This window comes from Pedobacter terrestris (genome assembly GCF_052343045.1).
Taxonomy (GTDB): domain Bacteria; phylum Bacteroidota; class Bacteroidia; order Sphingobacteriales; family Sphingobacteriaceae; genus Pedobacter.
In genome coordinates this window covers 2410415-2425221 of the sequence record NZ_CP180264.1, presented here as the reverse complement: position 1 = coordinate 2425221, position 14807 = coordinate 2410415, and the positions used below count along the sequence as shown (strand labels likewise).

13 protein-coding genes and 1 riboswitch are annotated in these 14807 nt (G+C 39.2%); of the genes, 5 read left to right on the top strand and 8 right to left on the bottom strand.

The window, feature by feature from the left end; genetic code table 11:
- Positions 1-55: 55 nt before the first annotated feature.
- The 3 genes from ACJVDH_RS10310 to ACJVDH_RS10300 all read right to left on the bottom strand — a co-directional run bounded on the left by ACJVDH_RS10310 (position 56) and on the right by ACJVDH_RS10300 (position 3838).
- Positions 56-1300 (bottom strand): homoserine dehydrogenase, encoded by a 1245-nt coding sequence (locus ACJVDH_RS10310; protein ID WP_443947489.1) that lies wholly within the window; start codon positions 1298-1300, stop codon positions 56-58.
- An 80-nt stretch (positions 1301-1380) separates the two neighbouring features.
- Positions 1381-2475, bottom strand: a complete 1095-nt coding sequence (locus ACJVDH_RS10305; RefSeq protein WP_443947488.1) for a homoserine O-acetyltransferase family protein — start codon at positions 2473-2475, stop codon at positions 1381-1383.
- A gap of 58 nt (positions 2476-2533) precedes the next feature.
- On the bottom strand, positions 2534-3838 hold the full coding sequence (locus tag ACJVDH_RS10300; protein ID WP_443947487.1) for an O-acetylhomoserine aminocarboxypropyltransferase/cysteine synthase family protein: 1305 nt from the start codon (positions 3836-3838) through the stop codon (positions 2534-2536).
- Positions 3839-4106: 268 nt separating this feature from the next.
- Positions 4107-4217: riboswitch (SAM riboswitch) on the bottom strand.
- Positions 4218-4428: 211 nt separating this feature from the next.
- Here ACJVDH_RS10300 and ACJVDH_RS10295 point away from each other — a divergent pair.
- On the top strand, positions 4429-5442 hold the full coding sequence (locus ACJVDH_RS10295) for a hypothetical protein (RefSeq protein ID WP_443947486.1): 1014 nt from the start codon (positions 4429-4431) through the stop codon (positions 5440-5442).
- A gap of 125 nt (positions 5443-5567) precedes the next feature.
- Complete coding sequence (locus tag ACJVDH_RS10290; protein ID WP_443947485.1) at positions 5568-5765, top strand: hypothetical protein; 198 nt, start codon at positions 5568-5570, stop codon at positions 5763-5765.
- A 118-nt stretch (positions 5766-5883) separates the two neighbouring features.
- On the opposite strand, the gene ACJVDH_RS10285 is transcribed toward ACJVDH_RS10290, so the two are convergent.
- Positions 5884-6228, bottom strand: coding sequence for a M12 family metallopeptidase (locus ACJVDH_RS10285; protein WP_443947617.1), 345 nt, complete (start codon positions 6226-6228; stop codon positions 5884-5886).
- 227 nt (positions 6229-6455) lie between these two features.
- Here ACJVDH_RS10285 and ACJVDH_RS10280 point away from each other — a divergent pair, with 227 nt between their 5' ends.
- Complete coding sequence (locus ACJVDH_RS10280; RefSeq protein WP_443947484.1) at positions 6456-7016, top strand: hypothetical protein; 561 nt, start codon at positions 6456-6458, stop codon at positions 7014-7016.
- A gap of 74 nt (positions 7017-7090) precedes the next feature.
- On the opposite strand, the gene ACJVDH_RS10275 is transcribed toward ACJVDH_RS10280, so the two are convergent.
- The gene (locus ACJVDH_RS10275) at positions 7091-8356 is read right to left on the bottom strand and encodes a peroxiredoxin family protein (protein WP_443947483.1); all 1266 of its coding nucleotides are present in this window, start codon (positions 8354-8356) and stop codon (positions 7091-7093) included.
- A gap of 210 nt (positions 8357-8566) precedes the next feature.
- Here ACJVDH_RS10275 and pepE point away from each other — a divergent pair, with 210 nt between their 5' ends.
- Positions 8567-9262, top strand: a complete 696-nt coding sequence (gene pepE, locus ACJVDH_RS10270; RefSeq protein WP_443947482.1) for a dipeptidase PepE — start codon at positions 8567-8569, stop codon at positions 9260-9262.
- Between the two features lie 159 nt (positions 9263-9421).
- On the top strand, positions 9422-11197 hold the full coding sequence (locus ACJVDH_RS10265; protein ID WP_443947481.1) for an aminopeptidase P family N-terminal domain-containing protein: 1776 nt from the start codon (positions 9422-9424) through the stop codon (positions 11195-11197).
- Between the two features lie 54 nt (positions 11198-11251).
- Here ACJVDH_RS10265 and ACJVDH_RS10260 read toward each other — a convergent pair whose 3' ends face one another.
- The 3 genes from ACJVDH_RS10260 to ssuD all read right to left on the bottom strand — a co-directional run bounded on the left by ACJVDH_RS10260 (position 11252) and on the right by ssuD (position 14781).
- On the bottom strand, positions 11252-12346 hold the full coding sequence (locus ACJVDH_RS10260; protein WP_443947480.1) for a sigma-54 interaction domain-containing protein: 1095 nt from the start codon (positions 12344-12346) through the stop codon (positions 11252-11254).
- Between the two features lie 103 nt (positions 12347-12449).
- Positions 12450-13643, bottom strand: a complete 1194-nt coding sequence (locus ACJVDH_RS10255; protein ID WP_443947479.1) for an acyl-CoA dehydrogenase family protein — start codon at positions 13641-13643, stop codon at positions 12450-12452.
- Positions 13644-13662: 19 nt separating this feature from the next.
- Positions 13663-14781 (bottom strand): FMNH2-dependent alkanesulfonate monooxygenase, encoded by a 1119-nt coding sequence (gene ssuD, locus ACJVDH_RS10250; RefSeq protein ID WP_443947478.1) that lies wholly within the window; start codon positions 14779-14781, stop codon positions 13663-13665.
- Positions 14782-14807: the final 26 nt, after the last annotated feature.

Below are 14807 nucleotides of genomic sequence, written 5' to 3'. Positions count from 1 at the left end.
ATCGCTCCAACCTTATGCTTAACAACAAAACAAATAAAAATTTAACCTTTAAAAACTAAAGGGCAGCGGCAGCTTCTGCAAAAACGCCTTCGGCTGTACTTTCTTTTTTGTAAATCTGGCGGCCGGTATAAGCTACAAATACATCTTTATTGAGTAGCAAATCTCGGTTTTGAATTAGATTTTCGAGCTTTAAAGTCCCGATAACATACTTAAACTCACTTGCAGCGTATCGCTCACTAATGTGATCAAAGTCTAAAAGTTTTACCAGATCTTCATCTGCATAACGCAGGTAAACTTCCAACAGAATATCTTCAGTGTGCTTTACATCATTTTCCTGATGGTACTTTTTGTATTCATATCGATAATCGTATCGCAATGCGGCAATATCAGAAAGTACTGCTGCGCCAGTTGGATGACCGCCTGCGCCTTTTCCGAAAAAAAACTGTTTATCGGCAAATGCCGCTTGTACAGTTACGGCATTGTATTCGTTCTCTACGTTGTAAAGGAAATCATCTTTTGTTACAAACTTTGGCAATACGTAAGTTACAATTTGTTTGGTATCTACCTTACGGGCTGTAGGAACAAGTTTGATTTTGAAATTTTTCTCTTTTGCGTAACGGATATCGTGCTGAGATAGATTTTGTATTCCGATATTTAAAATGGCATCCGGGTTCACAAATAATCCGTAAGCATGGGCAGTAGCAATGGCAAGTTTATATTTCGGATCGTAACCGCCCACGTCCAAAATTGGGTCGGTTTCTGCGAAACCTAAATCTTGCGCCTCTTTTAGTGCCGCATCATAATTTTGGTTTTCGTTAAAAATTTTAGAAAGTATATAATTAGATGAACCATTAAATATACCGCTTAAAGCATGGAAAAGTTCGTTATCATAATATTCTTCCAGGTTTCTGATAATTGGAATACTGCCACAAACCGCACCTTCATACAATAAAGATGTGCCGTGTTGTTGTTGCAATTCTACCAATTCTTTCAAATGTGTCGCAATCATTTTTTTATTGGCAGACACAACGTTTTTGCCATTTTTTAGCGCTGTTGTCACAATTTCATATGCAGCATCGGCATCATTGATCAGTTCTACAACGGTATTGATTTCGCTATTTTGTAAAATTTCATTTCGATCTGTTGTAAACAGTTCTCTATTTAACGTTCTTTTTTTCTTCGGGTCTTTGATTGCGATTTTGATGATTTCAAGATTCAGGTTCTGACTTTGTATAATGTCTAAAAGTCCTTGCCCAACTACTCCGAAACCAAATAAACCGATTTTTAAATTCTTGCTCATTACTGTAATTTATGCTTTTATGATAGCGTTTTACAGCTACCTTTTTTTTGTTGTTTGCGGCAATTTCCATTGCCCGGAATTTAAGCTGTATGTTGAAGCTTAATAATTTTCTTGTTGTTGCTATCGCGAAGGAAAGTGCCAATAACATTGGTTAATGCATTGGTTTCAATTAAAAAACCATCGTGACCATAGCTGGAATGTAGTATTGAAAATTCTGCATCGCGAATATGATCTGCAAGGTATTTTTGTTCTGAAACCGGAAAAAGAAAATCATTTTCAATACCAATAACCAAAGTGTTCGCCTTAATGGTTTGTAAAGCGCCAGCAATACTTTTTCGGTTGCGGCCTACGTTGTGGCTATCCATCGCTTTGGTTAAATAATAATAACTATATGCGTTAAAACGGTTTGTCAGTTTTTCTCCCTGATAATTCTGGTAAGAGGAAGCTCTGAAATTATCCGTTTTTTCATTCACACTTTCTACCTGAGTTTGGCCGTAAGCCTCATAAGTTCTATAGCTGAGCAAGGCTATGCTCCTTGCTGCTTTCAAACCTTTGTTTCCACCATTGGGTTGGTTTCCGTAAAAAGTTCTGTCAGTTGTAATCGCCAAACGCTGGCTTTCATTAAAAGCAATTCCCCAGGGCGAATGAACCGCATTTGTTGCAATTAAAATCAGGTTTTCTATCCGGTTTGGTTCTATAATACTCCATTCTACAGATTGTTGGCCACCTAAAGAACCGCCAATCAAAACTTTAATTTGTTCTATGCCCAGGTGTGCTGCCAACAGTTGATGTGCAGAAACAAAATCGCGGATGGTAAATTGCGGAAACGATAAATAATACGGTTTGCCAGTTACGGGATCTGTACTTAATGGATTTGTTGTGCCGTAATGTGAACCCAATACATTTGCGCAAATGATGAAATGCTCATTTGGATTGAATAGTGAATTTTGGCCAAACAAACCTGCCCACCAATCCAGCACATCTGCATTTGCTGTTAAAGCATGGCAAACCCAAATTACGTTGTCTTTCTTGGTATTTAGCTTTCCAAAAGTTTGATAAGCGATTTGAAGATTCCTTAATTTTTTGCCGTTTTCCAGTTTAAAAACCTTTGGGTAATTGTAGCTTAAAGTTTCCCCATTGGTATTCTCTGTATTGTTATTTATATTTTGTTGCATGTTATTGTCGTTGTTGTTAGCCCCCTTTCGGGCAAAGGTTGAGTGTTTTAAACAAAGGTTAGGATTGCAAAGCCGCGAAAGCTTGTTCAAAATCGGCCTTAATATCGTCGATGTGCTCAATACCAACAGATACCCGAAGTGCATTTGGTTTTACACCTGCAGCAAGTTGTTCTTCATCACTTAACTGTTGATGTGTAGTTGCCGAAGGTTGAATGATCAGCGTTTTGGCATCTCCAACATTTGCCAGATGCGATACCAGTTTTAAATTATTGATCAGATTGGCAGCATCTACTTTTTTGCCTTGAAGTTCAAAAGAAAGTACCGCCCCAAAACCATTGCTTAAATATTTTTTTGCCAGGTTGTTGTATTTGCTGCTCGCCAATCCCGGATACTCAACTTGTTTAACTAAAGGATGATTTTCTAACCATGTGGCCAATTCAAGCGTATTGTCTACATGTCTTTGTACGCGAAGCGATAAAGTTTCCAGCCCTTGAAGCAGTAAAAAAGAATTGAATGGAGAAAGGGCAGGACCTAAATCCCGCAAACCTTCTACGCGTGCCCGGATGATAAACTGGATATTGCCAAAAGGGCCACTTTCACCAAAAACCTCGCTAAATACCAATCCATGGTAACCTTCTGATGGTTCAGAAAACTGTGGGAATTTTCCATTTCCCCAGTTGTAATTTCCGCCATCAACAATTACGCCGCCAATGGTGGTTCCATGTCCGCCAATCCATTTTGTTGCGGATTCTACAACGATGTTTGCACCATGTTCTAACGGGCGAAACAGATATCCGGCAGCGCCGAAGGTATTGTCTACAATTAAAGGAAGATTATATTTTTTAGCAACGGCGGCAATTTTCTCAAAATCAGGAATGCTGAATGCCGGGTTTCCGATCGTTTCCAGGTAAATGGCCTTTGTGTTATCGGTTATTTTCTGCTCAAATTCTTCCGGTTGATCCGGATTGGCAAAATCTACTGAAATGCCTAAACGTTTAAAAGAAACCTTAAACTGGTTGTAAGTTCCACCGTAAATGTGAGAAGAAGAAAGTAGACGATCACCTGCTTGCAATATGTTATTTAATGCAATAAACTGAGCAGCCTGGCCAGAAGCTACTGCTAGTGCAGCAACTCCGCCCTCTAATGCAGCAATGCGTTTTTCAAATACATCACTTGTTGGATTCATAATTCGGGTGTATATATTCCCAAATTCTTTCAGCGCAAAAAGGTTTGCGCCATGTTCTGCATTGTTAAATCCATATGATGTGGTTTGGTATATAGGAACTGCGCGTGCGCCTGTTGTTGGATCAATTTCCTGACCGGCGTGCAATTGTAAGGTTTCAAATTTATATGAAGCAGACATAATTTTCGTGTTTTAAAAAAAATATTGAATATTGTGTTTTGAAGGCAACCAAACCGTTTGGGTGCAAATCAATGAAGCGTACCCTTTTGCAAAAGAGCCTTCCAATTTTGTAAGAAGAACTAAAAAGGAAGATTTATCAAATTACCCTATGCAACAGCACATGCGGGTAATTGATGCGCTATAACACATCAATAAAGTCTCAGAGAAAAATTTCTGTTCAAGGATTGATTCGCTTTGCGATCGAAGATTTAATGTATTCATCAGTCTTAATTTATATCACCAGATTACACCGTGTAATTTGGTCAGGAATTGGCACCTTCTCTTTCTGAGGGTTGCCAGTGGGTCTCGGAGCCAGTCTCTCGCCACTTCTTTATAAATCAATCTGTTTAGATTGACTTTTATTTAGCCTTTCGCCAAATAATATTTCAAATGTCTGAATTTATTTTTTATTGACCAAATTAAATTTTGAAAATAAGGTAATGATTTGTTGTTCAGTGTTATAATTTCATTCTGTCGAAAATTCTGGAACAGAATTTAGTTTATTACTGAACTAAATATATATGTTTGTGTAATTTATACTAATCATTCCTATGAAAACAAAATCTATTTTTAGCGCCGTCTTTCTGTTGATTTTTATGCAATCGGCCTTTGCACAATTTGGCGGGTTAAAAGACAAATTATTAAAGGTTGGTACTGCACAGGGCGCAAAAGCACTCGGCGTAGACAAATTTCTTAAACAGCCTTCGGCAATCAGTACAAGTTTTGAAGATGTAAACAGAGTGGGCGAGAAGATGCCCGATTTTGTATCCACCTTGAAAGTGCAGCCGCTTTATCAGCTTCCGAAAAATCCTGATGGCGGTTTTATTCTTTGTGAAGGATTGTATGAAATGAAAAATAAAAGTTATTGTCTAAAAGCCGGAACGTTTGCCCCGTCAAAAGGCGATGGTTATATGTATGCGCCGGTACTTGGATCAAAGGAAGATATTGTTGTGGCGATCATTAAGAGTGCAGAAAAACACCAGGATGTTGAGCAACATCATATCCAAATGCTGCTGTGGACAATTATTGCACGCACTCGATTTTCTGATTATTCTGGTGATGTAAAATTAACCGCGGTAAAACTTTTGACGCCTAAACAACTTACGCAATTGGAAGGTGGCGCGCTTGGTGTTTTGCCTTTTGATGTAATGGAGAAAGCAAAAGATCAACTTCCATCTGGTGTTCGGGCTGTTTTTGAAGCTGAAAATAATATTCGCCAATTGGTTTCGTCAGGAAACTACAGCTACGCAGATATGGAAAAATATGCCATTATTGCTGGTATGGCGCCTCCGCGTTCTGATGTACCCAGCGGCATTTGGACCAAACATCCCGACGGTTATTACATTCGTTATTTCCCTTCAGGATATGCCATTACGCGTGTTCAGGTATATGTTCCGAAAGAATTAGTTGCTGGCGGAAAAGTGATTGTTTACGATGCCGCAGGAGATATTGCCTGTCCGGCGAATACCGGTTCTCAACGTTTGGCACAAACAAATGAACCGCTTGAAGCAGATTATACAATTAAACTATCCACAATTTGTAATCCGCAAACAACTGGAAAGTAGAGTAGAGTTTGTTGAGGCAATTCTATCCAGAAACGATGTCGCGTATCTATCGTTTAGTCAATTTATGCTATACTTGTGCGCAATATTTTTGCAAAACAACTAAATATACAACTGATTAATAGAATATGATATTGTTAAATAACGATTTGCCCACATCAACTTTGTTGGAAATTAAAACCGGACAGATGATTGAACTGCCCAACAATATTTTTGGTAAAGTGGACCAAATAGAGATACAGGAGAATGATCAGTTTTTGCTTTTCATTTTTACGCTAAGTTCAGGGCAGATTGCAGAAATCAGGAAGATGAAACAGATTTGTTAGATTTTATTCTGGTAAAGAGTAGCACCATTCAAAGGAATTTCGCCATCGGCAAAACTCCTTTTTTGTGCATACAATATCTAAGATGGTTTTTATGGTGTACAGAGATAATTGATTGCGCTTACATCTGTCTGTGATAAATAACTAATTTGGGTTGGAATGTATTTCCCAATAAATCTGTAATTGTGGGAACGTTTGGATCAATTGCAAATGCATTTGATGGGTACATCATAATTGACCAGGAATCGAACAAGCCGTAATCTGTTCCGGATACTGACGTCCCATTCTGACGCGACGTTGCGTCATATTTATAAAAGTTGTACTGAAACGCCGCATCAATATTATTCCAGTTGATAACTACATGTTGGTCTCTGTCTAAGCGTGTTTGTTCAGGAAACAAACCAAGTGCAAGACCGAGTTCATGAATGAGAATTCCGACAGATGCTTGCTGTTGCATATTTACAATCTGTTGTTTGTTTTAGTATAACAAGAATCTCGAAACCTTTTTCGAAAGTCTTAATTCTGTTAAATACAATTTTATTTTTGTTAAAGCGTAGCCGCAATTGATAGTCAGGCTTTTGCATAAGAAATGGTAAAGATTTCCATTTTATGCCCCAAATAAAACCAGTCGCTCTCGCCGGCATTGGCTTAATATTTGTATTTAAGCGGCTTTAACAAATTTCAGATTATAATATGACGAAGCCATCCCCAACATTTTCTCGAAACGCCGTTCTACTGCTTACGGCGTTTATGTCTTTTTTTATTTCTTCCTGTTCCATACCAGAAAGTCCGGAGAAGTTTTTCGATATCGCCGTGCTGAACAGCAATATGTTTACTGATTTTGCCAGTCCAAACCTTGCACGATATATTGAACTCGAAACCAAAGAGTATCCAGATATTCCATCAAGCAAGAAGAAAGGCGATGAAGCGCAAACCTTTGTAAATAACAAAATTGCCTATATGGATCAAGCTGTAGAAAAAGTTAAAAACCTAACCGCTTCTAACGACGAGGAAAAAGAAATTAAACAGCTTTCGCTTAATTTATACGCACTTATACTTCCGGTATATAAAAACGAGTACCAGAAATACGCAAAGCTTTGTGATACGAAAGGCAGCGCCGAAGAGAAGAATGAGATCATCAAAAATATTGATGAGAAATACGGAGCCAATTTCGATCAGCAGTTTACCAATCTGATGGATAAGGCCAAAGTTTATGCAGAAAAACACAATATCCAAGTAAACTGGGGCAGTTAATGCATTGTGTCATATACCAAAAAAGGGTTTCTGAACAGCTTCAGAAACCCTTTTTTGCAATAGAGCCAAAGTATTTAGTCTTTTAACAGTTGGTTAATTTCGGTATTAAATTCTCTGACAAAATCTGTATAATACTTTCCCGTAGCAGGCCCGCTGTAACCGGTATGGATTTTCGCTACTTCGCCTTTTTTGTTGATGATAATGGTAGTAGGGAATGATAAGAAGTTTTTTAAGGCTGGTAGAGATTCTGCAACAACTTGCTTATCTGGTTTTCCAACAATTAACTGATCGTACTGTACACCAAATTTCTCACGAAAACGTGTAAGGACTTTACGTACGTAGGCAGAATCCAGCTGGCGTTCATAATGTAAAGCGATTACTTCTACACCACGTTTTTTATTGGCTTTATACCAGGGTGCGATGAACGATGCCTCATCTACACAATTGGGGCACCATGTACCGGTAATGGTTAAAATGACTACTTTATTTTTGTATTTTTCATCGCTTAACGAAATCTTTTTGCCGTTTACATCCGGAAAGGAAAAATCGAGTGTTTTGTAACCATCTTTCAGGAAAGTTAATTTATTTGCATCTGGCAGCGCCGCATTTTCATTTTTTGCTCCGCTAAAAGGCTGGTTTCCGCGTGCAGAAATTACTTCGCCATTTAGCGTTCCGTTTGCCAGAAATTCTCCTTTAAAATAAGACGGACCCGAACCAATAAAGCTTGAAAGATAGAAAGTATTGCCTTCTACCGCTCCTTCAAGATAACGGGAATCGCCGGTAATGCGTAAGAACGTTCCTGTTAATTTGTTCCCGATCTGTTTAAATATGCCCACGGCATTTTCTTCGGTTCCATTAGCCGATTTAAAAACGATATCATATTTGCCGGAAAAATCTGCAAGTGCTTTTTCGCCGTTTGGCTTAAAGCGGTAATTGGTTCCTCTGGTTGCAGTAATTGGTGTTGTAATTTCGGTCTGCCCCTGTTTTCTTAAAACTCCCGTTAAAGAGTCGCCAGAAAGCTTTAAAGCCATTTCATTATCAAACTGATCTAGGTGTACAAAAACAGAATCTCCGCGGTAAGTCACTTGTCCGCCATCAAAACGTTCTTCCGCATTGCGAAAAACAATACGTTCCGTGTTTGATTTACTACGTTCAATATCAAAATTAAAAGGAACTTCTACATCCGGCCGGGTTTTAAAAACACCGCGCCAAGTGCCAAGTGCAGTTTTTGTACGTGTTTTTGATGCTTTTTTCTGATCAGCCTGGGAAATATTCTGCGACTGAGCAGTTATTGTTAAGCCAGAAATTGTGGCCAATAACAAAAGGGATTTTATGTTCATTTGTGGGATATCTATGTAAATGAATACAAAGATACGCAACAAATTGGGCGAGCGAAAATATTTTCTATAAAATCTATGTCTTTAATAGACTATTGATTGTGGAATTTTAATAAACATTTACTTTTTTTGAACGCGTTGCTTTGATGAATGGCCAAAAGATTTGTGATGAGTATATTTGTAGTTGTTTGAAGATTAGAACAAATTATTAGAATGAACATTATACTTGCATCAACATCTACCTTATTTGGAGGGAATTATCTGGAATATTTACAATCAGAACTAATTGATTTGTACAGCGGAATTGAAGAGATTGTTTTTATTCCGTTTGCGCGGCCGGGTGGAATTTCTCATGATGACTACACTGCAAAAGCAAGAAGTTTTTTTGCAACAATTGGCATTGGCGTTCGCGGTTTGCATGAGTTTGAAAATCCTGTGGCTGCAATAAATGAAGCAAAAGGTTTTTTTACTGGTGGCGGCAATACATTCTTATTGGTTAAAATTTTGCATGAACAGCAGCTTATGTCTGTTTTGAAAGATCATGTTTGTGCCGGTAAACCGTATTTGGGATGCAGTGCCGGAAGTAACATCGGCGGACTTAATATGAAAACAACGAATGATATGCCTATTGTATATCCATCCAGTTTCGATTGTATGGGTTTGGTCCCATTTAATCTGAATCCACATTATTTAGATCCGAATCCGGATCTTCGGCACAATGGCGAAACGCGTGAAACCAGAATTATGGAGTTTTTAACACAGAACAATGTTAAGGTAGTTGGCTTACGCGAAGGAAACTGGATTAGAAGAATTGGAGAAAAGATCTCTGTTGAAGGAACGGAATCAACAAGAGTTTTTGAGCCGGGAACTGAACCCTATGAAATTACTCCAGGAACCAAACTGAATTAAGCAAATAAACAAAGGAAAATAGTTCCCATTGAAATACATCCGATTGCTACTTAAACGATGCGTATTGTATCCACTCAAAAGTTGGAAAATGCAAAAATTACGGCTTTCTGACGTCTTTTTGACCGATAACAATACCTTTGCACAACTAAAATTAATACCATGACCTACATCGAAAAGTTAGCTGCAATACGTGAACAAATGACAAAACAACACGTTGCAGCTTACATTATTCCTTCTGCAGATCCGCATATCAGCGAATATTTACCCGATCATTTTAAATGTATTCCATTTGCTTCAGGTTTCACGGGTTCTGCTGGTACATTAGTAATCACTCAAGACTTTGCCGGACTTTGGACGGACTTTAGATATTTTGAACAAGCGGAAGAACAACTTTCAGGTTCTGGCTATGCATTGATGAAACTCAAAGTGCAGCATACACCAGAATACATAGATTGGCTAAACAACAATTTACCAGATGGCTCAGTGGTTGCCTGCAATGATCGCCTTTTATCGGTTTTATTGGGCGAATTATTGACCAGACAATTTGCGCTGAAAAATATTCAATTGAAAAATTTCGATTTTCTTGATCCAATTTGGGCAGACAGACCAGAATTGCCACGCCAGCCGGCATTTTTGATTGACGAAAAATATACCGGAAAATCTACTTCATATAAAATTGCTGAGTTGCGTGAAGAATTAAAGCGCCAACGGGCAGATTTTCAGTTGATTTCTTCTCTTGACGATTTGGCCTGGCTTTTTAACATCAGAGGAAAAGATGTAAGTTTTAATCCGGTTGTACTCAGCTTTGCTTTAATTACACAACAAACTGCAACACTCTTCATCAATAAAGAAAAATTATCAGGAGAGGAACAACAGAAACTTCAGCATGCCGGCGTAAGCTTAGCTGCTTATGAAGATATTGATAAAGCGATTGCAGAACTGCCAGCACAAGGTACAATTCTGATTGACCCGAAGAGAAATTGTTTTGGCTTGTATCAACTGTTGCCAAAAGGATTGAACATTATTCAAGATGTAAATCCAACTACGTTTTCTAAAGCGGTAAAAAACGAAACAGAGATTGAAAGCATGCGTAAAACGATGGTGAAAGACGGCGTAGCGATGACAAAATTTTTAAAGTGGATTGAAGACCATATTGGCCAGAAAAAAATAACCGAACTTTCTGCAGCTGCCGTTCTGGAGCAGTTCCGTGCAGAGCAGGAGGGTTTTGTTGGCAACAGTTTCAATACCATTTCTGGTTATCGTGCACATGGAGCATTGCCTCACTATTCTGCAACAGAAAGCAGCAACAGCACGATAGAAAATGAAGGTTTGTTTTTGGTTGATTCTGGCGGTCAATACCATTATGGTACAACCGATATTACCAGAATGATTGCGTTTGAAGTTTTGACCGAGGAAGAGCAAATGGATTATACCTTAGTTTTAAAAGGTATGATTGAAGGTTCATTAACAAAATACCCGAAAGGAACCTGCGGTTATCAGATTGATGCCATTTGTCGTAAACCGCTTTGGGATTACCGCTTAAATTACGGTCATGGGACCGGCCACGGGATAGGTTTTTATCTAAATGTACATGAAGGTCCGCAGGTTTTTAACCCAACAAATGTTGCTGTTGCATTGGTTCCCGGCATGATTACTTCTATTGAACCAGGTTTGTACCGCCCCGGTAAACATGGTATTCGTATAGAAAACCTGGTATTGACAACTGTTGATCAGGAAAGTGAATTTGGATCTTTTTATGCTTTCGAAACTTTAACTCTGGCACCAATTGAAACCGCATTAATCCAGAAAGATCTGCTGGAGAACCGACATATTGTTTGGTTAAATGCTTACCATCAAACTGTTTTTGATAAACTGAGTCCGCATTTATCAACAGAAGAAAAAGAATGGCTAAAAGTCAAAACAAAGGCCATTTAACAATCGAGATTTAAAATTAAGAAAGCTGTGAATATTTAATGTTCATAGCTTTTTTTATGTGTTTTTATTGCTTCTGAATTTCGGATTCAGGTATCCGTATTCAATCAATCTGGAGCGCAAAATATTGCGACTGATGTTTAGCAGTTTTGATGTTTCCAGTTGGTTGTGGTAGCAATATTCGAATGCATTTTGAAAAACAGATTGATCAATAACCGAATACAAATTCTGATGGTTTTCTTCAAACAATTGCGCCAAAGCCTCACGAAGCATTTGCTTGCCGTTTTTTGGTTCATTTGATGAAAATGTATCGTTTGTTTTTGAGTTTTTAGAAATTTTATTGGATAGATTCAGGTCTTCCGGTTTTATAATATTGCCACGGCAAACGAGTAACGCCTGATGAATTACATTTTCCAGCTCCCGGATGTTACCCGGCCAGGAATATTCTTCTACCAATGTGCGGGTAGCTTCTGTACTGAGCTGCATATCTGTAATTCCCAAACGTTTGGTATAAACACCCATAAAATGATTCACTAGTGGAAGAATATCTTTCGGCCGATCTTTTAAGGGTGATAAAATGAGGTTGACCACATTTAGGCGATAATATAGATCTTCGCGAAAGCGACCTGCATTTACCGCATCTTCAAGATTAACGTTGGTTGCCGCAATAATGCGAACATCAATATCAATTGGTTTTCTGGAGCCCAGCCGAACCACCTGTCTTTCCTGAATTACGCGAAGCATTTTTACCTGAAGCGGATAAGGCATATCACCAATTTCATCTAAAAAAAGTGTTCCACCGTTGGCTTCTTCAAACCAACCGCTTTTTGATGAGATTGCACCTGTAAATGAACCTTTATCGTGGCCGAACAATTCGCTTTCTATTAAAGCCTCGCTAAAAGCACCACAATTTACAGCGATAAAAGGTTGATTTTTTCTGTCGCTCAAATTGTGAATTTCTCGCGCCAGCAGTTCTTTTCCGGTACCTGTTTCACCGATAATAATCACATTTGCTCCACTTGGGGCAATTTTCCGCACACGCTGTAATAGTTTTTGAGAATTTGGATCTTCAAAAACCAGCACTTTTGCGCGTATGGAAAGTGGACTTGTGGTACCTGTTGGGAGTTCTATTAAATATTTGCGATTGGACATTGTAGCTGATAAATATATTACGATTAAGGATTTTGGCCAACCGGATGTAAAAGTCGGGGAGTTACTTCAATCGTAAAGCCGAATGCAAAATCGGGAAAAAAACTTATGAATAAAACCCCGGAGCTGGAATAGTTCCGTTTAAAGCGAAATCTCCAAGTTCTTTCAATTTATAGTCTGCCGGATCATGCAAACTGTGTGTGCGGATATTTCTCCAAAAACGATCTAACCTTGCAAAACCATTGGTAGCGCGAGAGCCGGTAACATCAAACATCTGGCTGCAAATATCCAGTCCTGTTGCAGAAGCTTGAACTTTAGCCAGTGCAATGTCTACAGCAGTACGTCCGCGTTGTTTTTCCGTAATTTTATCGCCAAGATTCCAGCTTTGCTGTAGAGAGGAAACTGCCATTTCAGTCAGTCGAACACTGCTTTGGAGACTCAAAAACATTTGTCCGTAACGCTTTAATATGAAGGGATCTTCTGCAGCGCTGTTCACTCCAGAGTTGTGCCATGCACGCGTTTGGGCAGAAGTATACTTTTTTGCCTCATTAAATGCGCCTTCGGCCAAACCTAAATAAATATGGGTGAGAATAAGCTGTGCAATACAGGAGCGAAGGGTAGAGCGTACATTTCCCATTGGACCAGGCACAAGCAACATGTTTTCCGCTGAAATTGATAATCCATCAAATTTTACACTTCCGCTATCGGTTTGGCGTTGCCCAAAGTTGTTCCAATCTTGGTTAATCTGTATGCCTTTACTGTTTGATGGCGTAACACCAATTACCAGTTTATCATCTAAAAAGCCAGAAACAAGCAACATATCAGAATCTGTGGCTCCAGAGCAAAAACCTTTAGTTCCGGTAAAAATGTAATGGCCGCTTTGTTCAACAACCTGAGTGCCTTTATCGAGTGGATTTAATGCATTTCCCCAGAAAATATTCTCTGAAACGGTTTTTGTAAAGTAATAATCGCGTTGTTCTTCAGTTCCGTATAATTCAATTGAAGCCAGAATAAGATGTTGAAAACCGAAGATATGCGCCATAGAACTGTCTACAGATGCGAACAGGCGAACAATCTGCATTACCGAAGTCCAATCTTCGCCAAATCCGCCTAAATGTTTCGGAACAATCAAACCCAGCAATCCACTTTGTCGAATAATATTACGCTCGTGGTATGCCGTTCCGCCTTGTTTATCGCGTTCTACAGCCGTTTCATCTAAAGCTATTGCAACTTTTCTGGCGGTTTCTAAAGCAGAAATCTTTGTTTGCACTGTTTGATCTGTATGTGATAATGTTGCCATTTTATTTTCCTGGGATGTTTTATTGTGCAGCTTTTATTTCTCCAAACGGACTTACATATGGCGTAAGAACCTCATCATTCTGCACTTTTTGGTTGGGCAGTAAAGGAAATACCAGTTCTGCAAAGCGATAGGCTTCTTCGAGGTGTGGATAGCCGGATAAAATAAATTCTTCGATGCCAAGATCGGCATATTCCTGCATTCTTTTTGCCACAATTTCGGGACTTCCAACCAAAGCTGTTCCGGCACCGCCACGTAGTAATCCAATTCCAGACCAAAGGTTCGGGCTAATTTCCAGTTTATCGCGGTTACCGGAATGCAATTCGGTCATTCTGCGTTGACCTTCAGAATCAAAACGTTTAAATACATTTAAAGCTGCTTGTATGCCTTCATCCGTTACATATCGAATTAAATCATTGGCCGCACGCCAGGCTTCTTCTTCCGTTTCACGTACTACAACATGTAATCTTATACCAAAACGGATTGTTCTGCCCTCAATTGCGGCCAGTGTACGCATGGCATCAATTTTCTCTTTTACCTGTGCAGGTGGTTCGCCCCAGGTAAGGTAAACATCTGTATGGCGCGCGGCAACAGCTTGTCCGGCCGGAGAGGAACCGCCGAAATACAACTCTGGATGTGGTTTTTGCACACTATTTAACAAAAGTTGACTGTCTTGCACCTGATAATGATCGCCATTAAAATTAAACTCTTCGCCACTTAAGAGTCGGCGCCAGATTTGTAAAAACTCGTCTACAGTGTCGTAGCGTTCATCATGTTTCTGAAAAATTCCGTCGGATGCCAGTTCAACCGGATCGCCTCCAGCCACAACATTTACAAGCAATCTTCCGTCAGAGAAACGATCAAGTGTTGCGGCCATTCGAGCGGCAACAGAAGGCAACATTAAGCCTGGGCGTACGGCGACCAAAAATTTCATTCTTTTGGTTACGGTAGCGAGGGCAGATGCTGTAATCCATGCATCTTCACAAGTTCTTCCGGTAGGCAGTAGCGCGCCGTAATAACCTAAATCATCAACCGCTTGCGCTACTTGTTTTAAATACGCCAAATCCGTTCCGCGTGCGCCAACGGCAGAGCCAATATATCTGCTATCTCCATAAGTTGGGATAAACCATAATACTTTCATCGTGTTTTGTTTAGGATGGATATTTT